The following is a 24,510-nucleotide window of genomic DNA, read 5'->3' as shown; positions in this document are numbered from 1 at the left end:
GATCTCCGTGGCTTCCAGGGAAGACGGCGGGATCACCGGTCTCCGCCGATGAAAATTTCCAACGGTGTGCTTGATCGACTCCTGGCCGTTTCGGGCCGAGGACTGGCCCGCGACCGTGATGCGGGTTAGCGTCGCGTTCGGTGTGCAGCCGTGGCGAGCGGTCGATGCGGCGGCACCGATGATGCATCCCAAGCCGAATACGGAGGGTCTGTGCGGCGTCGTCAGAGAATCGCCCTCCTGCTCCAGCTCCTCCTGGTACTGGCGACCAGCCTGCTCGGGATCGTCACCGACTACGCCACCGGAGAAGGACCGGCCCCGCTTCCACTGCGGGTGTTGGAGCAGGTGGCGGTGCCCGGGCTGGTACTCCTGCTGGTGGTGCTCGTCATCGGGCATTTCGTCTCCTACCGGCTGGAGAACCCGGTGAAGCCCTCGACGCACTGGGAACCCGGCCGCACGCCCTACCCGGGTCTGGAGGCGTTCGACGAGGACGAGGCCGCGGTCTTCTTCGGCCGCGACGCCCAGGCCGAAGAGGTGGTGCGCCGACTCAACGATTCGGCCTCCGATCCGTCCACCCGGTTCATGACCGTCGTCGGTGCGTCGGGCAGCGGCAAGTCCTCCTTCGCCCAGGCCGGCGTCCTGCCCCGGTTGCGCGGTCAACGCTGGCTGGTGCTACCGGTCGTGATCCCCGGAGGGGACCCGATCGGCGCGCTCGCCAAAAGCATCACGGCCATTACGGACGAACCGGTGGAGCCGGTCATCCGCCGACTGCGCCGCAACGCGAACGAGTTCCCGGCCCTCCTCGAACGGCTGCGCCGTCGGTCCGGGCGACGATTCGGCCGCACTCTGCTCATCATCGACCAGATGGAGGAGCTGGTCACCCTCAGCGGTGAGCGCGATAGAGAGCTCTTCCTCCATGCCCTCGGTGAAGCGGCCCGACACGATCGGCACTTCCGGGTGCTGGCGACGCTGCGGGTCGAGTTCCTCGGTGATCTCCTCGACAGCGGGGAATCCCGGTTGTTCACTCAGCCGGTCGCGATCGGTGCGCTCGGCAGGGCGGAACTGACCGAGGCCGTCGAACGCCCGGCGGAAGCCGTGGACATGCGGTTCGAGCCGGGACTGGTGGACACGGTCGTCACCGATACCGGCAGCGGCGACGCCCTACCGCTGCTCGCCCACCTGCTCCAAGAGCTCTACCTCCGGATCGGGGCCGGACGCACCGCGACCTATGCGGACTACCGCGCCCTCGGTGGCGTGCCGGGGGCACTGGCCCGGCACGCCGATCAGGTGGTGGCCGAGCTGCGCGAAGAGGAGGACGCCGCCGAGATCATGCGGGTGCTGCTTCTCTTCGTCACCATCACCAGCACCGAGGCCACCCGGCGCAGAGTGCCGGTGACCAGCCTGGACCCGGGCGAGCGCAGGATCGTCGACGCGTTCGTCGACGCCCGCCTCCTGGTCTCCGATGTCGGCGACGGCGGTCCTTCCGCGCAGGTCACCCACGAGGCCCTGTTCCGCCGGTGGGCACCGCTGCGGCAGGAGGTGGAAACGCACGCGGCCCTGTTGCGTCAGCGCGCGGAGCTGGAGCGGTGGGCGGCCGACTGGAAACAGTCCGGCCGCAGCACCGATTACCTGCTGACCGGAAACCGGCTGACCGTGGCGCAGCAGTGGCTGGACGGTCTGCGGGCGGTCGGCCAGGACCAGCCGGAGCTGGTGGAGTTCGTCGACGCCTCCCGGCGTCGGGACCTCGTGTTCCTGCGCCGAGTCTCACAGTCGGTCGGCGAGTACGTGCTGGCCAACGCTGAGAAGTACCCCGAGCTTGCGGTCCTGCTCTCTCTGGCTGCGCTGAGCGAGTGCGCTCCGACGCCGATGGCGCAGCGTGCGCTGATGTCGGCGCTGACGTTCAGCCACGGCAGGTTCGTGCTGTCCGGCCACGCCGACACCGTTCGCAATCTTGCCTGGTCACCTGATGGAACGCGCATCGCAACGGCGTCCCGGGACGGCACGACCCGAATCTGGGATGCGCGCTCAGGAGCATCGTTACGCGAACTCACCGGGCACCTGGGCATGGTGGAGATGGTGGCGTGGTCGCCTGACTCGGCCCGCGTCGCCACGGCGTCCCGGGACCGCACGGTGCGGATCTGGGACGCCGAAACCGGTCGATCCATCCTCGCCCTCAGCCAGGCGACCGACGTGGTCCGCGGCGTGGCCTGGAGTCCGGACGGCCGCTGGGTGGCCGGTGCCTCGCGCGACCGGGTGGTCCGCCTGTGGGAGGCCGGCACCGGGCGTCTGTCGGTGGAGCTGCGTGGCCATGGGGACAACGTCCTCGGTATCACCTGGTCGCCGGATGGTTCGCGTCTGGCGACGGCGTCGCACGATCGGACGGTCATCGTCTGGGAGCTCGATGAGGCTCGGCCCGATGTCGTCCTGCGTGGTCATCAGGATTTCGTGGAAGGCGTGTCGTGGTCACCGGACGGCACTCGTATAGCCACGGGGTCGGGAGACCACACGATCCGGGTGTGGGACGCCGAGGACGGACGGCAGGAACTTCTCATCCGTGGACACCGGGACCGCGTGTGGAACGTGGCGTGGTCCCCGGATGGCGGAATGCTCGCCTCGGCGTCGGCCGATGGCACTGCGCGCGTGTTCTCGCCGGTGAACGCGGAGGAGGCCGCGGTGCTGCGCGGCCACTCCGATGGGGTGTGGGCCGTGGCGTGGTCCCCGGACGGGGAACAGCTGGCCACCGGTTCCGAGGACGGTACCGCTCGGGTGTGGGATCTGGCACCGCGCGGGGTGGAGGAGAGCTCCTTTCCAGCGCGCACCGACTGCGTGCGCGCAGTGGCGTGCTCGTCTGTGAACGCCGCTGTCGCGGCCGCTTCCGACGACGGCGTGGTTCGGGTGTGGGGGACGAGGGATGCGGATTCCGCCGTTGAGCTGTACGGGCACGCGTTGACGGTTCGGGCGCTGGCCTGGTCCCCGGACGGTGGGCGGCTGCTGACCGGTGGCACCGATCGCACCGCACTGCTGTGGCGCACCGACGGGTCAGAACCGTACGCCCGTATCGACCACGGCAGCGCGATCGTGGAGTCGGTTTCGTGGAGTCCGGATGGTGCCCGCGTCGCCACGGGCGGACAGGATTGCACGATCCGCATCTGGGATGCGGGGGACGCCACTCCGCTGGCGGCTCTTCCGGGGCATCAGGACTGGGTGGTGGGACTGGCCTGGTCGCCCAGCGGCCGGTTCATCGCATCGGCCTCCGACGACCGCACGGCTCGCATCTGGGAGCTCGGTAACGGACGGGAACGCGCTGTGCTGCACGGACACGGCAATTGGGTGGACGCCATCGCCTGGGCTCCGGATGAGAGCCACGTCGTCACCTCGTCGGCCGACTGGACGGCGCGGATATGGAACGTCGCCGACGGCCGCCAGGTGCACGTCCTGAAGGGACACGAGGACCGCGTCCCCTCGGTGGCCTGGTCTCCGGACGGCAGTCGCATCGCCACCGCCTCCTACGACCGCACCATCCGCGTCTGGGACGCGACCACCGGTGAGGAGATCTCGGTGGTCGGTGTGCACCGGGACCGCGTGACGAGCGTGGCGTGGACGCCCGACGGCGAATGCGTGGTCTCGGGATCGTTCGACGGCACAGTGCGGATATGGCGCGCCGACGTGGATTGGGAGCGGACGCAGGCGTTCGCCCGCACCCGCGTGTTCCGAGCGCTCACACCTGAGGAGCGCAACGGGCACATGCTGCCGGTGCCGGACGGGGCTCAGTAGACGCGGGTGACGTCGCGCTTCTCGGTGGAGACCAGGTAGTCGTTCGGGTCGAGGCCCATCGCATCGCGCTTCGGTGACGCCCAGTACTGTCGGTTGCGCTCCTCGAAGCCTTCGGGGCCGTCGTAGGACAACGTCCAGACGAACTGGTTGCGCTCCCGGTCCACCCACGCGCCGTCGATGGTGAAGCCGAACTCCAGGCGCAGTGGAACGACCTCCGCGCGCCAGCGCTCCACCCATGCGTCGAGTAGGCCTTCCTTGGCGGTGTAGACACGGTGCTGGCTGGTACCGGCCATGGGAGAACGCTCCTTCGCGCGGTTGGGAGTGCGGCTGGTGGAGGAGGTCGGAGGGGCGGAAACTTAGAGCTCGCCGCGCTTGACGGCGGTGAGGAACGCCGACCACTCGGGCGCGGCGAGGGAGAGATGCCCGGCCTCGGGGTTCTTGGAGTCGCGCAGGGCGACGGAGGAGGGGAGGGAGGCCCACTCGACGCAGTTACTACTCGTGGCACCGCTGTAAGAGCTCCTGGCCCAGGAGGCGCTCGCGCACTCGACGCAGTTGGCGTTGGTGCCACTGTAGGAACTCTTGCGCCAATCGAGGCGGTTCACTGCTGGCGCTGTCATCTCCGCCGTCCTCAGTCATGGTCGAGTTCTTTTGCAGCGGCCGCAACAGTATCCACCGACTCTTGGGAACTCCGCGCGACCGACTTCAGCCTATCGACCTCGGTGCGGAAGAAGGAGACTTGTTCCGGCTGCTCAAGGAAGAGGCCGGAAATCTTGTGGTCCAGATAGACGACAGGCTTGTCCTTGGCGAAATCGAGCATGGCGAATGCGCCGTCCAGGCCGGTGTGGGCACCGAGGGACAGCGGCAACACCAACAGGGTTACGTTGGAACGCTCGGTGGCTTCCGCGAGGTGTCGGAGCTGTCGGGCCATCATCTTCGGGGTTCCGACGACGCGGCGCAGCACACCCTCATCGATGATCACCTCGAAGGCCGGAGGTTTATCCCGGCTCAGGATCGCCTGTCGGCTCATGCGCGCCGCTACACGGACCTCCGTATCCTCTTCTGAAACGCCTCCCGCTTTCATCAGCGCACGGGTGTAGTCCGGTGTCTGCAACAGACCGGGAACAAGCAGCGGTTCGAAGTTGAAGATGCCGGTGGCCTGCGGCTCCAGCTGGATCAGCGTGCGGGATTCGGCGGACAGCGGCCCCTGGAGCTCCCAGAGGTTGGGCTCGTCGGCACGCTCGGTCTTCGCGAGCAACCGGTCACGCTCTTCACCGGTGACGCCGTAGATGACCAGCAGCGATGCCACGTCCTCGGTCGTGATGCCCTGCTTGCCGGTCTCGATGCGCGACAGTTTGGATGGCTGCCACTCCAACTGTGTTGCGACATGCCGCAGGCTGAGGCGCTTGCTGTTGCGCAAAGATCGCAAATCCGAGCCCAGACCACGGCCTCCGATGGTGCCCTGTCGTGCGGTCGTCATGCCGTCCTCCGGGATCGGAAAGCCCGCCTGATCGGCTGCTTGAGCTACCAGCCTTCGTAAATGCGGACATGTTGCTCTTGTTTCAAGGATTTCTTCGGAAAGCTTGGCACATTGCGAGAGTGTTGAGCTACTGTTGCGATTAGTATCGCAACACTCTCAATGCTGAGGGGGCAAACAATGTCCATGTCCTTGGTCAAGGCGTCCACACCGGGCGAAACCCGGCGGGTGATGCTCGCTCGACTCGCCGACGAGCTGCGTAAACGCGGCCGGCGGGTGCTCGTCGCTCTCTCGGACTCCGACCACCCCGTCCTGTACACCGTGCGCGACGGCGGCCGCCGTGTTGCGGTCGTGGCCGTGCAGGCGGGTGACTCGTGGTGGTACTTGTGGGGTAAACATGAACAGATGTCCGCTGACTCTTCCGGGTTGGCCGCCTGCTTTCTCGGCGCGTCCACGGAGGCCGACGTGATCGACCTCTTCGCCCGGCGCCCCGAACCGCGCGGACACGTGAAGGCGGTGGCCTGACGATGAACGACGACGACCTGTACACCGTCCGGGCCGGGCGCACGTTTCCCGGCACGGTGGACCAGTGCCGTGAGGCGCGGCTGTGGGCGCGGACACTGATGCGGCCGTTCAGGGACGTCGCCGACCCGGTCGAGCTGGTGGTCAGCGAGTTCTTCACCAACGCGGTCACGCACACCGCCTCCGGGGAGCGCGGCGGCGAGGTGTTCGTGAGCATCGTCGGCCTGGTCTACGGCGTGGTCCACCTGGAGGTGGTCGACCAGGGGCCGCGCTCGGACCGCCCGAAGACGGTGGCGCGGGTGCTGATGCCCGACCCCCGGCGCCCCGGCGGCTGCGGTCTGTTCCTCACCTCGGCCCTGAGCAAGGAGTGGGGCCGCCTCCCGGCGGAGGGCGGCCCGACGTATGCGGAGAAGGGCTACACGAGCATCTTCACCACCGAGCACGGCGACGACTACGACGGCCCGATGATCACCTGGGCCGAGTTCATGACAAAGGCCGGCCTGCGCATCCCCGCCCAGCGCTCATAACGCCCGACCTCTCCTCGAGACAGCGGCTGTCTCCCACGCGCGTCGTCACCCACAGCCGCTCACTTCCCCTCAGACCCCCGAGGCCGCGACCTTCCCCGCCCGTCCGGCAGTCGTCACGTCGAGTTGACCGGTGACAGCGGCGGTGATGAGCGCCTGTCGGCGCTCGGCGAGAAGGGAGAGCTGGTGGCTGACCTTAGCTCGGAGTTCTGCGAGCTGGGTGAATTTCTCTTCAAGTGAAGAAACGACTAGGCGCTGTACATCGACCGGAGCTCGCGGGATTGGCCAAGCGCGGATATCTTCACCGCGAAGCTTGACCATGGACTGGGACGAGCCTCGGGCGACTGCCTGGATAAGCCCTCGTACTCGGGGGCCCCGTAGTGTAATCGCTGCGAACTCTGGCAACAGTGCATCGGTTAGCCCGACGCGATAGATTAGGTCAGGAAGAAGGCGCCGGTGGTAGGCATCGGTGACTACAGCGGTATCGCCGACGAGTTCCGGTGTATTTGCTCGGGTGACTAGCAAATCTCCTGTGCGCACTGCGAAGCGCGGTTCGGGGCGTATTCCTTCAGGGAGGCGTTTATTCTCATCGGAGGAGAAGGTGCCATCCTTAATGCTACTCAGCTTTAGAACGCCCCATTCGCTGTCTCCTGCACGGGAGCTCTCACATTGGGGGCTCTCTCCCTGCTCGATCTTAGTCACAAACCGACGAAGCGGGACCTCTCCGTGATCTTGCGCAAGCTGCTCTAAGGTGGACGCGCGCAAAGCTTGTTTACGTTCTTGTGCCAACCAGTCACTCTCTTTGAAGAGACTGGAAACCTGATCGATCCGAGTCAGCTCGGCATCAAGGAATCCGGCAATATGCCGCTGCTTATCCAAGGGTGGCAGGATTACAGGGGCCGACGCCAGACGGTCACCGCTAAGTTCGATCTGGTTCGTTGCTCCGATGACCAGCGCTGAGTAGATGTAGCTGTAGAAGAGGTCGCTGCTTAAGTAATAGAATGCGAATCGGGGATCCCAGCGATTGGCGTCCGTGCGAGCGACCGTTACGTGTGCGTCCGCCATGCAGAGCTTCCCGTCTGGCCCGCCGCTGAAATATCCAACCCGTCCCAAGGTTCCGCGCCCGGTCGAGTTGATGAGTATGTCACCTGGCTGAAGGATACCCTTGATTTTTTTCGTAGAGCCATCGTGTTCATGAAAGCGAGTCCTTGACCAATCGAGTCCGCCGGGCTGGTTCGATGCCTGACTAATAGCCCGCACTGGGCCGTCATCAGCGTAGTTCGGTGTCGTTCCACGTCGAAGTACCGTGGTCACGTGCTTCAGTGGAATCCATTCCCAGCCCTTAGGAGGCGGAGTGCCGGTCAAGCTCACTCCGTCACCTCTCCCAACAGCCGCTGAATCTCTCCCTCAAGCTCCTTCAGTTCCGCGTCGATCTCCTCCAGCGGCCTAGGCGGGACGTACTCGTAAAAGTGCCGGGTGAACGGGATTTCGTAGCCCACCTTGGTTTTGTCCTCGTCGATCCAGGCGTCCGGGACGTGCGGCAGGACCTCCCGCTCCAAGTACGCGTGGACGTCCTCCTCCAACGGCACGTTCTCGTAGTCGCGCAGGTCCGGATCGGGTTCTGGTGAGCCGTCCTTCTTCCGCTGCACCTCGCCCTCCGGAGCGGTGACCGACACCGCCGCCCACACCGCCTTCCTCACCGGTGTGGGCAGTCCCTTCAGCCCGCCGGACAACGTCTCCGACAGCACCTTGGTGAACTCCTGCTTCGTCCACACCGGTTCGCGGCCGACCAGCTTCTTCACGTCCGCGGTCAGTACTTCGCGGCCCTCGTACTTCGCCAGGGGGCGGCTCGACTCCAGCTCGGCCAGAGTCTCCTCCGTCACCTCGAAACGCAGCTTCAACGGCCGCTCGACGGTGATCCGGTGGTAACCGAAATCCGACGGCTTGAAGACCTTCACCTTCGGGTGGCTCTCGCCCTCCTCCAGCGCGTTGACGTAGAGACTTGTCAACTCGTCGATCTGCTGACCGGTGATCTGCTTGCGCTTGTTGCCGAAGCTCTTGCGCATCTTCGCCCACTGGTCGCGGGCGTCCAGCAGGATCACCCTGCCCTTGTGGGCATCGCTCTTGCGGTTGGACAGGATCCAGAAGTAGGTGGAGATCCCGGTGTTGTAGAAGAGCTGGTCGGGCAGGGCGACGATGCCCTCCAACAGGTCCTCTTCCAGGATCCAACGGCGGATCTCCGACTCGCCCGAACCGGCTCCGCCGGTGAACAGCGGGGAACCGTTGAAGACGATCGCGATGCGCGCGCCCTCCTCCTCCCGATCGCGCATGTGGTGAACCATGTGCTGCAGGAACAGCAGAGAGCCATCGTTGATGCGCGGCAGTCCCGCACCGAACCGGCCGTCGAAGTCCAAGTCTCTGTGCTCGCGTTCGACGACGTCCCTCGCCTGCTTCCACTCCACGCCGAACGGCGGGTTCGCGAGCAGGTAGTGGAACCGGCGGTCGCCGTGTCTGTTCTGGGTGAAGGAGTTGCCGAACTCGATGTTGTCGGCCCTCTCGCCCTTGATCAGCAGGTCGGATCGGCTGATCGCGTAGGACTCCGGGTTGATCTCCTGGCCGAAGACGTCCACCTCGGTGTCCGGGCTGCGCTTCTTGATGAACTCCTCGGCCGCCGTCAGCATGCCGCCCGTCCCGCACGCCGGGTCGAGGATGTCGATGAGGAACGACTCCTTCAACCGCTCCTCGTCGGGGGCCAGCAGCAGGTTCACCATCAACTCCACGACCTCGCGCGGGGTGAAGTGCTCCCCGGCGGTCTCGTTCGACAGTTCCGAGAACCGGCGGATCAGGTTCTCGAAGATGTAGCCCATCTGGTGGTTGCCCACGGTCTCCGGGCTGAGGTCGATCCCGGCGAACTCGCCCACCACCTGGTAGAGCAGGTCCGCCTTCACCAGCTTCGTGATCTGGTTGTCGAACTCGTAGGACTCGAAGATCTCCCGGGCGTTCTCGGAGAAGTTCGCCAGATAGGTCCGCAGGTTCGTGGCCACGATGTTCTGCTCGGTGCTCACCGCGATCCGCTTGAGCGTGAGTCCGGAACGGTTGTAGAAGCCGTACCCGCTGGCGTCTGTGAGCATGAGGTCCATGTCCTCGACGCCCATGTCCTTCAGCCGGTCCTTCTCCGCCAACACCGCGTCACGCGTCGGGGCGAGGACGCACTCCAGCCGGCGCAGCACCGTGAACGGAAGGATCACCTTCCGGTAGTCGGCCTGGGAGTAGCTGCCCCGCAGCAGGTCGGCCACCTGCCAGATGAACTGCTCGAGTCGTCCCTGATCCGTGCTCAACTGCCGTCCCTCGCCGATCGTGGATACGTGGATATGCGGAATGGGTCTTGAGTCTCCCCTGCGGCACCGACACCCGGCCGCCCGCACGCCCCTCCCATTGTCGCGCCGCGGTGTCGGCGCTCACTCCTGTTCGGGGGAATCGGGAGCCCCCGGCCGCAGCGTCCCCGCCGCCAGGCCCTCGGCCATCGAGGTCCACAGCCCCCTGCCGACGGCATAGGTCCGCTTCACCATCCGGCGGAACTCCGTCACCTGCTTGAACGTCGCGCCGTACGCGCGCTGCTCGGTCAGCGGCAGCCTCGGCACCTCCACCTTCCGCAGGTCCGATACGCGGGTGGTCCCCGGTCTGCTGGTGGACGTGGCCGCCAAGGACGCGCCGGCGCCGATCAGGAACCCGGCCAGGAACCACGGGTCGAGAACGTCGGGATCGGGCCGCAGCGCATAGGCGGTTCCGTGCAGGACCGCCTTCTCATCGGTGACCACGCGCGCCGCGGGTCGACGCGTGACCCGGGGGAGGACGACATCACCCGGTCTGAGCCGGACCACGTCGCCGCTCCGTGGCACCCGGCCCGACGGGGGGCCGTCGTGGACGACGTCCCCGCCGGTGAGGGCGGCGACGCTGTCCCGGCCGCCACCGCCGCCACTTCCCGTTGCGTCATCGGCCGACCGCGCCTGCAGGATCTCCAGCCCACCGGTCCGGACGAAGTCGCCGATGGAGATCATCGCCTGGTGGCCGCCGTTGCCGCCCCCGCCCGGCCGTACCGCCGGCAGCGCGTCGCTCAGCGCGCCCGCCAGCCGGAGCAGTTCGTCGCGGTCGCCGGTCAGGTCGGTGATACCGGGTCCCGGCCGCTGCAGGTAGCGGCCTGGGGTGACGTCCACCGACTCGTCAAGGAGATCCGAGACCGGCATGACGCGGTGGCGCCCCGGCCGCTCCACCACCGTCGCGGGGTCCTCTGTGAACATCCGATGGACCTCGATCACGGTCGCCGCGACGTCGGGCCATGGCGGGGAGCCCTCCGGCCCCGGACCGGCGGCCGCGTCCTGCCCGTCGGCGGCGTCGAACAGCAGCACCTCGCCCGGCACCGGCTCCCCCTGCACCGGGCGGCGCAGGACCCAGACGGACAGGGGGACGCCCATCGGCGGGGTGACGCCCGCGGGCAGCGAGATCACCGCCCGCAGCGCACCGCGCCGGATGAGATCGCGGCGCACCCGTCGGCCGCTGCTGCGTGACGCGACAGTGGGCGGGAGCACCATGACGACGGCCCCGCCCGGCCGCACGTGCGCCAGGGCGTGTTGCACCCAGGCCAGTTCCGATTCCCGCCGCGCCGGGAACCCGTACTCCCACCGGGTGTCCAGGCTGAGTTCCTCAAAACCCCAATCGACCTGGTTGAACGGCGGATGCCCGATCACGGCGTCCGCGGTGAGACCGGGGAACGCGTCGGCGCGCAGGGAGTCGCCGCAGCGGATGTCGGGGTCGCCCCCGGCCAGCAGCAGCCGGACGCGGGCCAGACGGGCCACCGCCGGTTCGATCTCCTGGCCCATGACCGCGGCGCCGGGGACGGCCTCGGCGACCGTGCGCAGCAGCGAGCCGGTGCCGCACGAGGGGTCGAGGACGGTGCCGTCGGGGCGGCCGGCCAGCCCCAGCATCAGCGCGCCGACCTCGGGGGTGTCGGCGAAGAAGTTGCGCGCGACCGAGGTCAGGTAGCGCTGATGCAGCAGTTCGAAGGCGTGCGCGGCGTCCCCGAGCCCGTTCACGGAGCGGACGGCGTCGAGCAGGGCCGCTCGGAGCGTGTGAACATCGGGCAGGGGCAGCGGCGGCGTTCCGGTTTCCTCGGCCGCCATGATCTCCGTGAGCCGGTCGGCGAACTCGGTTCCGGCGAGGCCCTCCAGGCCGGACGGCTCTCTTTCGGCCAGCAGCAGAGCGGCCCCCACCAGGGCGACCGCGTCGGCGCCGTCCATGCCTGCGCGCAGCGGGTCCAGCGCCTTCCACGCGGTCTCGATCGCGGCTGCCGGATCGTCGTCCTCGTTCAACTTGCCCGACTTCATCAGCCACGCCCTGACCTGGCCGAGGTCGAACAGCGGACTCCCGTCGGTGCCGCCCACAGGCTGTGGAAAGTCCGCGTGCCGCCGTCGCCAGTTGCTGACGGCCGCCCGCCCCACGCCCGCCAGGCGCGCGATCTCAACCGAGTTCACGGTTGTTCCGGACGGGGTGTTCGCCATGAGGACTCCTGTGCTCAGCTGCTGCGACGTGCACTCTATCGTACGCCTGTTTGACTGTTTAAGTAAGAGAGTGGCTAAGTCTCCGTTGACTAGGTTCACAAGCTATGGTTCTATTGTCTTGGTTGATGGGGCATGGTCTGAGGCTCCAGGAAAGCAAACATTCCGGTGAGGAGGCCCCGCATGTCGAACTCACACGTCGGCACCAGGACGAGCCGCCGTTGCGGCAAGCGTGTCGCGGCACGTACACAAGAACTCACCCTGCACCGCCTCATCGGAGTCGAACCGCGCCCCGAAGACATGCGTGCCGTGTTCGACGAACAGGGACTGCGGAATGACGGGCTGCGCATGGAGAGTGTGAACGTCGGTGGCATGGTCGCCGTGGTGGTCCACGGACTACGCGGCGGCGTTCACCCTCCCGACTGGCTGGACAACGCCCGGAGCACCACCGGACTCCACATGGAACTGGAGGTCGGCAATCCGGCGGTCACGGTGCTGATCGCCGTCGACGCGTCCGTGTACGCGTTCAGCTACGGAGAAGGCCACCACCTCGTCCCGCGAGAACTCAGGGAATCCGCTTTCGGACGCCGCTTCGCGGCGCGGGTGGCGGACTCCACCGCGGTCACCACGGTCCGCCGCCGACGGATGGACGTGCCCGGTCGCTACGAGCACACCCGAATCGCCCACGGGGGGAACGTGCGGACCTACGGTGTGCGCCCCGAGCGCGACATCGTCACCGGGCTTCGGGTCCGCTCCGGAGCGAACGGGCTCACCTACACCGGGATCACGGGACGGCTCCCCTATGTGGACTGCGCGGACGGCGTCCGCACCCGCCTCGGAGTCGCTCCCGGCGACCTGGTCAACGACATCCGGTGGATCGCGGAGGTCGAGCGGTCGGTGGACCCCCGCGATGACTTCCGCATCCTCGAGGCCCACACGGAAGAGCGGGATCCCGAACGGCTGCAGGTCCTGTGGGACCTGTTCGCCGAATGCCTGGGCGACCCCGAATCCCTGGAGCTCGCGATCGCCCCGCCCGAGGACGCCCTCGACGATCTGGAGAGGACCCGCTCCTTCGTCGCCCGTATCGGCCCGAAGTCCTGCCCACTGCGGACGGACTGCGACCCGGACAGTCTCCGGACCCACCTCGTGGCCCGGCTCAAGCAGTTGCAGACGGGCAACGTGGTCGCCGCGCTCCGTGCCGGATGGATCCAGCTCTACTCCGACCCCGACGGACGCTGGGAGATCCGGAAGCACACCAGGCCACTGGACTGGATCGAGGCCACCGTGAACATGGAGTCGGAGATCTTCGTCCTTCGCCACGGGCACTGGTACCGCTACGGCGCGGACTACCTCCAGGCCGTCCGCGACAACCTGCAACGGCTGCTCTCACGGGGATCACCGATCGAGCTGCCGGCCTGGGGCGCCGGCGACGAGGGCGACTACAACGACGGCGTCCACGATCCGGCCGCGGGATACCTGTGCCTGGACAGGAACCTCGTCAAGACTCCCGCGCACTGGGGGCGCGGCATCGAACTGTGCGACCTCCTCGGTCCAGGGAACCGGCTCATCCACGTCAAGCAGGCCGCTTCGGCTTCCGCGTTGAGTCACCTGTTCATCCAGGTCAGATCGGCTCTGGAGAGCCTGGAATTCGAGACTGAAGCCCGGGAGCGCTTCGTGAGGCGGGTGAAGGAGCTCGACCCCGACCGCGACATCGATGAGTCCTTCAGGCCGCGCACGGTGGTCTTCGCCGTACATCTGAGGAACCACGGCGAGGTCGACGTGGACACGCTCTACCCGCTGGCACAGGTCGAGCTCTACCGCACGACCAAGGCCCTGGACGAGCGCAACATCGACGTCGAGCTCGTCGGCATCCCGCACGCCTGACCCTCCTCCGCCCTCTCCGCCCGTAGACCTCCAGCCCTCCGGTCCTCCACTCCCGAAGACCCCGCGGCGTCGTCCGCTCTGCTCGTGCTGCCCGGATTCCCGGGGTGGCGCTCCGCTCCTCGACGATTAAGGAAGACGACAATGAACTACCAGCCCGGATACCCCCAGCCCGCGCCGAAGAAGAGCCGCGGATGCCTGTGGGCCTCACTGATCACCCTCGGCGTCTGCGTCCTCTTCGGGTTCGTCGGCTGCGTCGCCGTCGTGGCGAGCATCGACAGCGGGAGCACCGACCCCGGTTCCTCCGGTTCCGACACGGCCGCCGAGGGCGGCGCCTCCGCCGGCGACGGCGGGGACGCCGAGGCCGGTGCGGAGGAGGAGCAGGCTGCGGCCGGCATCGGGGACACGGTGGAGGACGGCAAGTTCGCGTTCACCGTCACCGACGTCGAGACCGGCGTGGAGTCGGTGGGGGACGGGGTCCTGTCCGAGACGCCGCAGGGCCAGTACGTGATCGTGCACGTCACCGTGGAGAACATCGGCGACCGGGCCCAGATGTTCGACGGCTCCAACCAGACGCTGGTCGACGCCGACGACACCGAGTACTCCAACGACACGGGCGCCGAGATCTACCTGGGTGAGGACGCGGAATCGTTCCTCAACGAGATCAACCCCGGCAACAAGGTCGAGGCCCAGGTCATCTACGACGTCCCCGCCGACGTCCAGCCCGACCGCATCGAGCTGCACGACTCCGCGTTCAGCGACGGCGTGACGGTGTCCCTGTCATGAACCCGCACCTTCTGACCACGGTCGGCGTCCTCCTCGCCCTGCTCGCCACCGCCTGCGGCGGCGGGCAGGACGCCCCCGCCGCCGCCGACGCCCCCATCGCGGACGGGAACGACCCGTCCCGCCCGGCCGACTCCCACACCGACTCCCACGACGCACCGGAGGCCGAGGAACCGGAGACCGAGGAACCGGAGACCGAGGAACCCGAACCGGCCTACACCCCGCCCGAGACCGTCTCCCTTGAGGGAAACGGCGACGCGGTCGAGGAGGTCGAGCTCCACGAGGACCCGCGGATCGCCACCATGACGCACGACGGCTCGGCCAACTTCATCGTTCACGGCGTGAACTCCTCCGGCGAGGAGGACCAGTTCCTCGCCAACGAGATCGGCTCCTACGAGGGGACCGTCCTCTACAACGGCCACGTCGGTGACGAGATGGCGGCCGTGCAGGTCGAGGCCGACGGGGCGTGGACGGTCGAACTCAGGCCCCTCACCGACGCCCGGGTCTGGGAGGGGGACGAGGTCTCCGGCACCGGCCACGACGTGCTCCTCTTCGCCGAGGAGTCCGCCGGGCTGCAGACGGTCGCCGCCACCCACGCCGGAGAGGGCAACTTCGCCGTGTGGGCCTACGGCGAGGACTCCGACCTCCTCGTCAACGAGATCGGCTCCTACGACGGCGAGGTCCTCATGCCGACGGACACCGCCGTCATCGCGGTCGAGGCCGACGGCGAATGGTCCATGGCGCTCGACTGACCACGACTCGCACACCTCGGTCGCCCCCCACAACTCTCCGCGGCGACTGGGCGATCCTCTCGCGTGGGCCGAAGGCCCACTCAGGGATCGCCCCGGCGCCGCGCAGACCAACCTGCACCTTGCCCTCGAACAGGCTTTTCCACAGGCCGTGAAGAACGACTTCCGGGAATCCTGCCTCGCCGGCATCCTCGCATCATGCAGAAGCCACCTGTCTCCTCCGGGTTCACTGCTCTCCGGAACAGTGAGCGGCAATCCCCGAGTCACCGCGCCCGGCTCCTGGCTTCCTACCTCCCGCCCCATGCCATCGTCGTGGGCCGGACCGCCGCCCGGCTCTGGGGGCTGGATGTTCTTCCACACGGTACGGAGAGCCGGATCCGGCCCGTCGAGATCGCCGTACCTCCCGATAAGCGGCAACCATGGCGGGCTGGATGCCGCGAGTACCGATGGGAGGTGCCTGAGCAGGACGCCATATCCATGGAAGGCGTGAGAGCCACCACCCTCGAACGGACCGCTCTTGACTGTGGACGGCTCCTTCCCCGTTTGGAGGCGCTGGCAGCGCTTGACCAGTTCGTTCGTATCGGGGTTTCTCGCGTGGACCTGCTGCGGAGGTGCGCCGACATGAGGGGCGCGCCGGAGTGAGAACGCTTCGGGACGTGGTCGAACTCGCGGACCCACGCGCCCAGTCGCCGCGGAGAGCTGGACGCGCTGCTGCATCGTCGACGCCGGCTTTCCTCGCCCTGATCTGCAGGTGCACGTCATCACTGGGAAGGGGTGCGATCGCTATATCGATTTGGGGTTTCCGGAGTACCGGCAAGGGGTCGAATACGACGGCAGAGAGCACCACGGCCGCCCCGAAGACCGTATGCATGACCATGCGCGTCGAGCCGCTTTGCGGGACATGGGATGGAATGTGCTGGTCTGCACTCAGGCAGGCGTGCTGATCGATCCTGGTGTGTTCCTGCGTCAGCTTCTCGGGCGGTTGTCGGAGCGAGGATGGGACCCCGGCAGGACGCGGATGGCGGTGATTCGCAGGAACATCGATCGCATCGAGGCGCTACGGAAGCGTGAGCGGCAGAACAGGGCGCGTGGTGATCTCGTATGAAGGTGCGGGGGATCTGCGCGGCGTCGTGATCGGTGACCGGGCCTACGCCCGCCTGACCGATCCGCTCACCGTGGTGGGGGCGTCGCTGGAGGCGTCGAACTTCCACCCGGCGCGCAGCGGCCGCGCCCACCTGCGGATCTACTGCCACGCGGCGGGGATCGCCCCGCGCAGGGTGGACGAGGTGCTCGCGCTGACCGACCTGACCGAAGCCGCCGACCGCCCGCGCCGAGTAGCAGGAGACCCGATGACGCTTCGACTGATCTCCGTGGAGTTCCGCAAGTTCTTCAGCACCTGGACGTGGCTGTGGGCCTCGCCGCCGCGGTCGGCGCCATCGCGGTCGTCCTCGCCGTCGGCCAGGGCGGGTGGCGGCTGCGGCACGGCGCGCCCGCCGACGAGGACACCGGCTACGTCCAGCGCGACGACGACCGCTTCTGGCACCTCGCCGGGACGGTCTACGCCAACCGCGCCGACCCCGCGGTGTGGGTGTCCAAGCGGGCCATGGGCGTCGGATGGACGATGAACGTCGGGCACCCGGCGGGCCTGGCGATCGCGTGCGTGCTCCTGGCGGTCATCGCGGTCCTGGCCGGACTGGGGATCTGGGGTCTGCTGCCCGAGGAGGGACCCTTCTACGGCTGGGAGCTGCGGCCCTGACCCGATCCGGCACCGGAGCGGGTGGAGCGGACGGAGTGGACGGCCCGCGGAGCCGGGCGTCCGGCCCGATGGCCCGGCCCGCAGCGCGGAGCCGGGTCATCGGGGGTGAAACGGGGCGGCCGCGGGACGAAACACCAGGGCGCCTTCGTCGGCCAAGGCAGTCATTCACGGTGCGCGCCGCTATAGTAACTCTCCGTAATGATTTCTGGCGTTCCAGGGAGGCCGCGGATGCTGCTGAGTTTTCAGGCGTCCAACCATCGATCCCTCAAGGGCAGGCAGCAACTGCTGCTCGTCCCCCTGTCCGAACCCGCGGCCGAACCGGAGACGGAGGAGCCGGCGCTCCCGGTGGCGGGCATCTTCGGGGCGAACGCATCGGGGAAGTCCAACCTCCTGGACGCCATGCGGTTCATGCAGCGGATGGTGCGCTCGTCCATGACGGAGAACGAGCCGGACGCCGGGATCGAGCGGTTCCCCTTCGCGCTGCGCGCGGCGAGCCTGACCGAACCCTCCACCTACGCGGTGGAGCTCCGGCTCGGCGGAGTCCGCTACACCTACGGGTTCTCGGTCGACGACGCGCAGGTCGTGTGGGAGCGGCTGCACTCCTATCCCAGGGGTGAGCGCCGCGTCGTCTTCGAGCGCGACCCGGACGGCTACCGCTTCGGCGCAAGCCTGCCCGGCTCCATGAGCCAGGTCAAGGAGATCACGGAGGACAACGCGCTCTTCCTCACCGTGGCCGCGCGGTCCAGGCAGGAGGCGGTGCGGCCGGTCTACGACTGGTTCGTGTCCCGGCTGGCCTTCCGGTTCGCGGAGCGCTCGCCCGCCTCGCAGGCTCACGCCGCGCGCGCGGCGGACGGCGGTTGGATGAAGGAGCTGGAAGGGCTGCTGCGCGCGGCGGACACCGGCATCGAGCGCCTGGAGCTCAAGCGGCAGGAACCCACCGAGGGCGAGATCGCCGAGATCGAGGAGCGCTACGCCGGCACCCCGGAGAGCTTCCGCAGGCGCCGCGTCCAGGCCCTCGGCCGCGTCGAGGTCCTCTTCCACCACCGCGCGGCGGACAGCGCGGTCGAGCCCCTGGGCATCCGGCAGCAGTCGCACGGCACGGTGGCGCTGTTCGAACTGGGGCAACGCATCATGGCCGCGCTGCGCTCCGGTTCGGTCCTGGTCGTCGACGAGCTGGACGCGAACATGCACTCGCACCTGTCGGCCAAGCTCATCGAGCTGTTCGAGAACCCGGCGACCAACCCCAAGGGCGCCCAGCTCGTCTTCTCCAGCCACGACATCGCCCTCCTCGGCTGGATCCGGGGCGGCAACGCGCTCCGGCGCGAGGAGGTCTGGTTCGCAGAGAAGGACAAGGAGGGCGCCTCCCACCTCTTCCCGCTGAGCGACTACCAGGACGAAGGGGAGGCGAACCGGGCCCTGTGCTACCTGACCGGCCGCTACGGCGCGGTCCCCGAGGTCGCCGACGACGAGTTCGACGCGGTGGTGGCCAGAAAGGAGGCCGCCGCCGCGGGGCCCTGGGCCATCGGCACGGCCTCGGGGACCGCCGGCGCGGGCCGGGAGGCCGGGAGCGGGCGCCTGGTCGCCGTCTCCGGACTCACGCTCAGAACCACGTACCCCACCCGCTGAGGGGCGGCGGCTCCGGTCCGGGGGTCTGCAGCCTGGCTCCAGGAGGCTTGTCCCGGCCGCCCTCGGCCCTGCCTGGAGCCACGGCTCGCCCCGGGAGGGATGGCGCGCGAGAGGATCGCCCGGTCACCGCGGGTCCTTCCTGTGGTTGAGGTTCACGACTCCCTGGGGTTAAGGAAGACGCGCGCCATCATCCGGCCACCGCGGATCCCTCCTTCGACTGAGGCTTCACGACCCCCGGTAAGGCGGAGCGGCATCCTCCCGCGTTATGATGTGTATGTCATGACGACCAATCATGACGCCCACGGCCCCCGCGCGGCTCTCCCCGACGATCCGGCTCTGCTGCACTCGGTCTTCGCCGCCGCGTTCAACTCCGGCGACTCGCGCGCCGTCGACCTGGCCTACGAGGATCGCGGTGTCCTCGTGCCCGCACCCGGTCAGCCCATGACGGGCCCGGCCCGGGTCGGCGCCGTCGAGCATCTGCTCCGGCTGGGACTGCCGATCGACGCGCGGACCCGGCACGTCTACACCGCCGACGACATCGCCCTGCTCGTCGTCGACTGGTCCATTCGCGGCACCGCGCGCGACGGTTCCGACGTCCACCTGGAGGGAACCGCGGCCGACGTCGCCCGGCGCGGCCGGGACGGGCTCTGGCGATACGTCATCGACAACCCCTTCGGCACCGCGTGACCGGCATCGCCTGACCGGCACCGGGATGCCGCCGCGCGGCGGCATCCCGGTGCCTGAACTTCTTCGGCCACATCCGGTCGTTCCACGACGCCGACCCTTCGGTAACCGAATCATCGTCGTATATTGCACTCGCGCCCCGCCCGGTGGGCACGCCCTCCCCATATCCCCATGAGTCCGGAGGTTCGGGTGCAGCCCCTTTCCAATGCCGATCCGCGGCGGGTCGGCCGGTACCGGGTGCTCGCACGCATCGGTGGCGGCGGCATGGGACGGGTCTACCTGGGGCGTTCCAAGTCGGGGCGGCTGCTCGCCATCAAGGTGGTGCATCCCGGGCACGCCGGCGACACCGACCTCCGCACGCGGTTCGTCCGGGAGGTCGGGGCGGCGCGCGGGGTGGGCGGCGTCTTCGGCGTCCCCGTGGTCGACGCCGACCCCGACGCGGAGACGCCCTGGCCGGCCACGCAGTTCGTCCCCAGCGTCTCGCTGCGCGAGGCGGTCGAGCGGTGCGGGCCGCTGCCCGCCCGTTCGCTGGCCACGCTCGCGCCCGGCCTGGCCGAGGCGCTGCGCGCCGTCCACCGCGCCGGCCTGGTGCACCGCGACCTCAAGCCCTCCACCGTGCTGCTGGCCGCCGACGGTCCCCGCGTCATCGACTTCGGGATCGTGCGCGTTCTCGACGGCGCATCGGTGACCAGGACCGGCCAGGTTCTGGGGACGGCGGCGTTCATGTCGCCGGAGCAGGCCAACGGCCTCCCGGTGACCCCGGCCTCCGACGTCTTCTCCCTCGGCTCCGTGCTGCACCACGCCGCCGCCGGGCGGCCCCCGTTCGGCGGCGACGAGCGCACGGTGCTGTTCCACATCGTGCACGACGATCCCGACCTCGGCGCCGTGCCGCCGGGGCTGCGCGACCCCCTGCGGCGCTGCCTGGCCAAGGATCCCCGCGACCGCCCCACCCCCGACGACCTGGTCCGGGACCTGCCGGGACACCTCTCCTCCGGTCCGGACCCCTCCGGGGACAGCGGGCCCGGCGGCCCCGCCGCGCAGCCGGGTTCCGATCGGCGGCCCGTCCCCGTCCCGCAGGCTGACGCCGGATGGCTGCCCCCGCCGGTGCGGGAGCTGATCGCCGAGCGGGACCGCCTGGCGCGCCGCAGCCTCGCCGCACCGCCGGCCCCGGCGTCCGGCGCCCCCTCCCGCCGGCGGCGCCGGACGGCGGTCGCGGCCGCGCCGGCGGCCGCCCTGGTCGCCGGCTGCGGGGCGGCGTTCGGGACAGACCTCTACCTGCGGGAGCGCTCCACCTCGGAGGCCGGCTCGGAAGGGGCCGGAGGGGGCGCCGGGGCCTCCGAGGGGCGCGACGAGACGCTGTACCCGCCGCCGCCCGGCCCGGCGTGGGGTGCCGACTTCGTCTCCGGCGACACCCACCCCGACCTGCTGGAGGACCGGGGCGACGATCCGGAGGCCGCCCCCGTCACCTCCCTGGCCTTCGACCCCGGCGAGCCCGAGCGGCTGTACACGGCCAGGCTCGGCAAGCTCGACCGATGGGACCTGACCGCGGAGCTCGCCGGGCACGAGGACGTCGAGCACGGCGGGGAGCCGCTGGTGGGATCGGTGGCCTTCTCCCCGGACGGCGCGTACCGGGCGACGGGCTCGGTCACCGGAGAGGTCCTGCTCACCGACACCGCCACCGGCGAGACCGGCACCGTGGTCCCGGCGGTGTCCGAGGCCGGACTCGATTCCGCCGAATCCGCCGGGCTGCCGCTCGCCGAACGCTACCCTGAAACAGTCGGTGCCGACTTCAGTGCGGAGAGTGACATTCTGTACGTGGTCGGCGCGGACGGCTGGACGCGCTTCGACGTCGCTTCCGGTGCGCGGCTGCCGACCCCGGAGCAGGCGCGGGGCGCCGGGTTCCGCCTCCACCCCGACGGCGGGAGCGCGGTGGTCGCGGACGGCTCCACCGTGCGCGTCGTCGACCCCGCGACCGGGGCCGAACGCGACCGCTTCGACACGGGGGCGTCCGGCGGCGTCACGGCGGTCCCTATTCCCGGCGGCGAGCGGATCGCCACCGGAGGGGAGGACCACATGGTCCGCGTGTTCGACGCGGAGTCCCATGAGGAGCTGCACGCCCTGGCCGGGCACGAGGGCGCGGTCACCGCCATGGCGGTGGACCCCGGCGGCGAGGTCCTGGTCTCCGGTGACGAGTTCGGCAGGGTCCGCATGTGGAACCTGGCCACGGGCGAATGGATCGGCGGCGACGACTCGCAGCAGAGCCCGGTCCCCGGGTCCGCCTTCGCCTTCAACCCCGGCGGAACGCGCGTCGCCGTGGGGTACGAGAACGGCCTGGCCACGGTCTGGACCCGGCCCTGAGCAGCCCACCGCCCCCCACCACCCCATGAAGCAGTGAAGGTCGGGGCTTTCTCAGACAGCGGGGAGGCCCTGACACCTGGGCCACGATGGAGAAGACGAACGGAGTCCGGCGTGAAACCGCTGACCGAGAAGGACCCGGCCGCGATCGGCCACCACACGCTGCTCGCCCGCATCGGGGCGGGCGGCATGGGCCTGGTCTACCTCGGCCGCTCGCCCGCGAACCGGCTGGTGGCGATCAAGGTCATCCGGTCCGACCTCGCCGCCGAGCCGGGGTACCGCCGGCGGTTCGCCCGTGAGGCCGAGCTCGCCCGCCACGTCAGCGGGCACTTCGGCGCCGCGGTGGTGGACGCCGAGCCCGACGCCGCCCAGCCGTGGCTGGCCACCGAGTACGTCGCGGGCCCCTCGCTGAGCGAGGCGGTCAAGGAGCACGGGCCGCTGCCCGAGCACTCCCTGTACGCGCTGGCGCTCGGCCTGGCCGAGGCGCTGCGCGCGATCCACGCCGCCGGCCTGGTGCACCGCGGCCTCAAGCCCGGCAACGTGCTGCTGGCCGCCGACGGCCCCCGCGTCATCGACTTCGGCCTCGCGCGCACCACCGAGTCGGGCGGGCCCACCCGCACCGGCGAGATCATCGGCACCCCGGGGTTCATGTCGCCCGAGCAGACCTACGGGCACATGGTCTCCTACCCCTCCGACGTCTTCGCGCTGGGCGGCGTCCTGTACTACGCGGCCACCGGGCGCGACCCGTTCGGCGACGGCCCGACGCCGGCGGTCCTGTACCGCATCGCCACCGCCGACATCGACATGGCCGGCGTTCCGGAGTCGCTGCACGAGGTCATCGAGCACTGCACGGCCAAGGACCCCGTCCGGCGCCCCACGCCCGACGACCTGATCGACCGCTTCGAACCCGCGGGATACGGCACCGCGTGGCCGCCCGAGCAGGCGCGCGACGGCGTCGAGTCCATGGAGCGGCGGGGCCGGGAGTTCGCCGACGGCACGGCCGGCCCGATGCGCAGGCGGAGGTGGCCGCTGGCCGCCGCCGCTGCCGGGACCGCCGTGGTCGTCGCAGCGGGCACGCTGACCGCGGTCCGGCTGCTGCCGGGGGAGGGGGCCGCCGACGCCGGGACGGCGGCCGACACCGGTGCGGCCGCGTCCTCCCAGGCCGCCGGTCCCGAGGTGCCCGACTCGCCCACCACGGACCTCACCGCCGAGGACTTCGCCGAACCGGCGTTCGTGCTGACCGACCCCGGCGGCCGCGACATCACCGAACTCGCGTTCAACCCCGAAGGCGACCGGCTCTCGGTGGGCGGCCCCGACCTCTACCAGGCGTGGCGGATGGAGGACCGCCTGCCGGCCGGCGACAACGTCCTGCCCGAAGGGGACGGCGCCGAGTCCATCGCCTACGCCCCGGACGCGGATCGACTCATCGGGGCCCTCGGCCTGAGCGACGGGCGGGTGCGGCTCACGCCGGTGGAGGGCGATGCCTGGACCGCGCAGTTGCACGGCGGCGGGGTCCCGGTCAGCGACGTGGAGTTCTCCCCCTCGGGCGACCGGCTGGCGACCGCCGGCATGAACGGCAACCTCGCCGTCTGGAACACGGAGTCGGAGGAGATGGAGATGGTCACCGACTTCTTCGCCCAGCCGGGCGCCTCGGGCGCGGGGTTCTGGATGCAGATCTCCTGGCACCCCGACGGCGACCGGATCGCCGCGGTCGGCGGTGCCGCCCCCGCGGTCTTCGAACCGGAGACCGGCGAGAGCGTCTTCGTGCTGGAGGCGTCGCAGCGGGTCTGGGACGTGCGGTTCAGCCCGGACGGCGACTCGATCGCCACGTCCGGCCAGGGACACTCCGTCAAGCTGTGGAACGCCCACACCGGCGAGGAGTACGGCGAACTCACCGGGCACACCGGGCCGGTCCACGACATCGCCTACAGCGCCGACGGCGGCCTGCTGGCCGGGGTCGGCGTGGTCGAACCCGAGGACCCCGAGGTCCGCGAGCTGATCGGGCCGTCCTTCGACCCGACCCTGCGGCTGTGGGACGTCGCCGGGCAGGAGGAGATCACCGTCCTCGAATCACCGGACGGCGCGGCCCCCACGGCGGTGGCCTTCAGCCCCGACGGCTCCCTCCTGGCCGCCGCCTACGACAACAGCACGGTGCAGGTGTGGGAGCTGGCTTGAGAGTCCAGTCCCGGCCCAGGAGTCTTCAAGGCCCGCCGCAGGAGGGGTCCGTGCGGGTGCGGTCCTCCCGTGTGGCCGAAGACCCATTGAGGTGAACGTCGCATCCGTGCGCGAAGCGACCCGTGCCTTGGGTCGGGCCGATACCGGGGTTTCGGTCTGGACCGCAAAACGGCCGGTGTGCTTCGCGCGGAGCCGGGCACCCCGCACACGGGCCTTCGGCCACAACGGCGGACCGCCCGTTCACCGCGAACTCCTGTGGCCGGGGTGAAAGACCCCCGGTGGCCAAGGGTGCGGCTACCTGTGGCTGCCCTTGCGGCCGCTCCACAGGCCGGCGACCACCGAGACGCCGACGACCGCCACGACCAGCTGGGTGATGAGCTCCCACCAGTCGATGCCGGGGGTTTCGGCGTACCCGCCGAACCCCGCGATCGCCGTGCCGATGAAGGCGGCGACGATGCCGACCAGGATGGTCAGCCAGATCGGGATGCTCTGTTTGCCCGGGAGGACGAGCCGGGCCAGAGCCCCGATGATCAGGCCGATGACGAGCGCACTGATGATGCCGGTGATCTCCACGATCACACCTCCTCGATAGGAGAGCCATCACTGTGCGTTCTGCCCGATTCACCGAAACTAACGCATCGTTTCGTGATCACCTCTC

The 24,510-nt window shown here is 69.4% G+C and carries 20 protein-coding genes; 13 read left to right on the top strand and 7 right to left on the bottom strand.

The window, feature by feature from the left end; all coding sequences use genetic code 11:
• Positions 1–210 precede the first annotated feature (210 nt).
• Positions 211–3,771 carry a WD40 repeat domain-containing protein gene (locus HDA32_RS27265; protein ID WP_179645874.1) on the top strand — a complete coding sequence of 1,187 codons (3,561 nt, stop codon included), beginning with the start codon at positions 211–213 and terminating at the stop codon, positions 3,769–3,771.
• Here the strand turns inward: HDA32_RS27265 and HDA32_RS27260 are convergent.
• From HDA32_RS27260 to HDA32_RS27250, 3 genes are all read right to left on the bottom strand, one after another.
• Positions 3,765–4,064 (bottom strand): NIPSNAP family protein, encoded by a 300-nt coding sequence (locus HDA32_RS27260; protein WP_179645873.1) that lies wholly within the window; start codon positions 4,062–4,064, stop codon positions 3,765–3,767. The two genes, HDA32_RS27265 and HDA32_RS27260, sit on opposite strands and share 7 nt — an antisense overlap.
• 63 nt (positions 4,065–4,127) lie before the next feature.
• Positions 4,128–4,388 (bottom strand): DUF397 domain-containing protein, encoded by a 261-nt coding sequence (locus HDA32_RS27255; protein WP_179645872.1) that lies wholly within the window; start codon positions 4,386–4,388, stop codon positions 4,128–4,130.
• An 11-nt stretch (positions 4,389–4,399) separates the two neighbouring features.
• Complete coding sequence (locus HDA32_RS27250) at positions 4,400–5,248, bottom strand: helix-turn-helix domain-containing protein (RefSeq protein WP_179645871.1); 849 nt, start codon at positions 5,246–5,248, stop codon at positions 4,400–4,402.
• 183 nt (positions 5,249–5,431) lie between these two features.
• Between HDA32_RS27250 and HDA32_RS27245 the strand changes: the two genes are divergently transcribed.
• Both HDA32_RS27245 and HDA32_RS27240 read left to right on the top strand, forming a co-directional pair.
• Positions 5,432–5,770, top strand: coding sequence for a hypothetical protein (locus HDA32_RS27245; RefSeq protein WP_179645870.1), 339 nt, complete (start codon positions 5,432–5,434; stop codon positions 5,768–5,770).
• Between the two features lie 2 nt (positions 5,771–5,772).
• A complete protein-coding gene (locus HDA32_RS27240; RefSeq protein ID WP_179645869.1) occupies positions 5,773–6,294 on the top strand; it encodes an ATP-binding protein in 522 nt (173 codons plus the stop codon).
• A gap of 69 nt (positions 6,295–6,363) precedes the next feature.
• On the opposite strand, the gene HDA32_RS27235 is transcribed toward HDA32_RS27240, so the two are convergent.
• The 3 genes from HDA32_RS27235 to HDA32_RS27225 all read right to left on the bottom strand — a co-directional run bounded on the left by HDA32_RS27235 (position 6,364) and on the right by HDA32_RS27225 (position 11,819).
• Entirely contained in the window at positions 6,364–7,662 is a 1,299-nt protein-coding gene (locus HDA32_RS27235) for a restriction endonuclease subunit S (protein WP_312863350.1), read from the bottom strand.
• Positions 7,659–9,629 (bottom strand): type I restriction-modification system subunit M, encoded by a 1,971-nt coding sequence (locus HDA32_RS27230; protein WP_179645867.1) that lies wholly within the window; start codon positions 9,627–9,629, stop codon positions 7,659–7,661. The genes HDA32_RS27235 and HDA32_RS27230 overlap by 4 nt, the downstream gene beginning before the upstream one ends.
• Positions 9,630–9,749: 120 nt before the next feature.
• Positions 9,750–11,819: an N-6 DNA methylase gene (locus HDA32_RS27225; RefSeq protein WP_312863349.1), complete on the bottom strand. Its 2,070-nt coding sequence runs from the start codon at positions 11,817–11,819 to the stop codon at positions 9,750–9,752.
• A gap of 207 nt (positions 11,820–12,026) precedes the next feature.
• Between HDA32_RS27225 and HDA32_RS27220 the strand changes: the two genes are divergently transcribed.
• The 10 genes from HDA32_RS27220 to HDA32_RS27180 all read left to right on the top strand — a co-directional run bounded on the left by HDA32_RS27220 (position 12,027) and on the right by HDA32_RS27180 (position 23,852).
• A complete protein-coding gene (locus HDA32_RS27220) occupies positions 12,027–13,727 on the top strand; it encodes a TIGR04141 family sporadically distributed protein (protein ID WP_179645865.1) in 1,701 nt (566 codons plus the stop codon).
• Positions 13,728–13,868: 141 nt separating this feature from the next.
• Entirely contained in the window at positions 13,869–14,510 is a 642-nt protein-coding gene (locus HDA32_RS27215) for a DUF4352 domain-containing protein (protein ID WP_179645864.1), read from the top strand.
• A complete protein-coding gene (locus HDA32_RS27210) occupies positions 14,507–15,259 on the top strand; it encodes a hypothetical protein (RefSeq protein ID WP_179645863.1) in 753 nt (250 codons plus the stop codon). Before HDA32_RS27215 ends, HDA32_RS27210 begins: the two co-directional genes overlap by 4 nt.
• A 195-nt stretch (positions 15,260–15,454) precedes the next feature.
• Positions 15,455–15,898, top strand: coding sequence for a type IV toxin-antitoxin system AbiEi family antitoxin (locus HDA32_RS32250; protein WP_512700861.1), 444 nt, complete (start codon positions 15,455–15,457; stop codon positions 15,896–15,898).
• Between the two features lie 109 nt (positions 15,899–16,007).
• Complete coding sequence (locus HDA32_RS27205; RefSeq protein WP_179645862.1) at positions 16,008–16,361, top strand: DUF559 domain-containing protein; 354 nt, start codon at positions 16,008–16,010, stop codon at positions 16,359–16,361.
• Positions 16,362–16,658: 297 nt separating this feature from the next.
• The gene (locus HDA32_RS31610; protein WP_179645861.1) at positions 16,659–17,012 is read left to right on the top strand and encodes a DUF5808 domain-containing protein; all 354 of its coding nucleotides are present in this window, start codon (positions 16,659–16,661) and stop codon (positions 17,010–17,012) included.
• Between the two features lie 228 nt (positions 17,013–17,240).
• Positions 17,241–18,638, top strand: coding sequence for an AAA family ATPase (locus tag HDA32_RS27195; protein WP_179645860.1), 1,398 nt, complete (start codon positions 17,241–17,243; stop codon positions 18,636–18,638).
• Positions 18,639–18,917: 279 nt separating this feature from the next.
• Positions 18,918–19,325, top strand: a complete 408-nt coding sequence (locus HDA32_RS27190) for a YybH family protein (protein ID WP_179645859.1) — start codon at positions 18,918–18,920, stop codon at positions 19,323–19,325.
• Between the two features lie 168 nt (positions 19,326–19,493).
• On the top strand, positions 19,494–21,680 hold the full coding sequence (locus tag HDA32_RS27185) for a WD40 repeat domain-containing serine/threonine protein kinase (protein ID WP_179645858.1): 2,187 nt from the start codon (positions 19,494–19,496) through the stop codon (positions 21,678–21,680).
• A 111-nt stretch (positions 21,681–21,791) separates the two neighbouring features.
• Positions 21,792–23,852: a WD40 repeat domain-containing serine/threonine protein kinase gene (locus tag HDA32_RS27180; RefSeq protein ID WP_179645857.1), complete on the top strand. Its 2,061-nt coding sequence runs from the start codon at positions 21,792–21,794 to the stop codon at positions 23,850–23,852.
• Positions 23,853–24,146: 294 nt separating this feature from the next.
• Here HDA32_RS27180 and HDA32_RS27175 read toward each other — a convergent pair whose 3' ends face one another.
• Complete coding sequence (locus tag HDA32_RS27175; RefSeq protein ID WP_179645856.1) at positions 24,147–24,425, bottom strand: GlsB/YeaQ/YmgE family stress response membrane protein; 279 nt, start codon at positions 24,423–24,425, stop codon at positions 24,147–24,149.
• Between the last annotated feature and the right edge of the window lie 85 nt (positions 24,426–24,510).

This window comes from Spinactinospora alkalitolerans (assembly GCF_013408795.1).
In the GTDB taxonomy this organism is placed as follows: domain Bacteria; phylum Actinomycetota; class Actinomycetes; order Streptosporangiales; family Streptosporangiaceae; genus Spinactinospora; species Spinactinospora alkalitolerans.
Note: the sequence above shows the minus strand (reverse complement) of the source record. Positions and strands in the feature narration are given on the sequence as shown.

What these genes read in the sequence shown, in the direction of transcription:
- HDA32_RS27195 (WP_179645860.1), top strand. Translation starts at nt 17,241, where the DNA reads ATGCTGCTGAGTTTTCAGGCGTCCAACCATCGATCCCTCAAGGGCAGG.
- HDA32_RS27210 (WP_179645863.1), top strand. Translation starts at nt 14,507, where the DNA reads ATGAACCCGCACCTTCTGACCACGGTCGGCGTCCTCCTCGCCCTGCTC.
- HDA32_RS27190 (WP_179645859.1), top strand. Translation starts at nt 18,918, where the DNA reads ATGACGACCAATCATGACGCCCACGGCCCCCGCGCGGCTCTCCCCGAC.
- HDA32_RS27260 (WP_179645873.1), bottom strand. Translation starts at nt 4,064, where the DNA reads ATGGCCGGTACCAGCCAGCACCGTGTCTACACCGCCAAGGAAGGCCTA.
- HDA32_RS27215 (WP_179645864.1), top strand. Translation starts at nt 13,869, where the DNA reads ATGAACTACCAGCCCGGATACCCCCAGCCCGCGCCGAAGAAGAGCCGC.
- HDA32_RS27255 (WP_179645872.1), bottom strand. Translation starts at nt 4,388, where the DNA reads ATGACAGCGCCAGCAGTGAACCGCCTCGATTGGCGCAAGAGTTCCTAC.
- HDA32_RS27185 (WP_179645858.1), top strand. Translation starts at nt 19,494, where the DNA reads ATGAGTCCGGAGGTTCGGGTGCAGCCCCTTTCCAATGCCGATCCGCGG.
- HDA32_RS27245 (WP_179645870.1), top strand. Translation starts at nt 5,432, where the DNA reads ATGTCCTTGGTCAAGGCGTCCACACCGGGCGAAACCCGGCGGGTGATG.
- HDA32_RS27220 (WP_179645865.1), top strand. Translation starts at nt 12,027, where the DNA reads ATGTCGAACTCACACGTCGGCACCAGGACGAGCCGCCGTTGCGGCAAG.
- HDA32_RS27250 (WP_179645871.1), bottom strand. Translation starts at nt 5,248, where the DNA reads ATGACGACCGCACGACAGGGCACCATCGGAGGCCGTGGTCTGGGCTCG.
- HDA32_RS27240 (WP_179645869.1), top strand. Translation starts at nt 5,773, where the DNA reads ATGAACGACGACGACCTGTACACCGTCCGGGCCGGGCGCACGTTTCCC.
- HDA32_RS32250 (WP_512700861.1), top strand. Translation starts at nt 15,455, where the DNA reads ATGCAGAAGCCACCTGTCTCCTCCGGGTTCACTGCTCTCCGGAACAGT.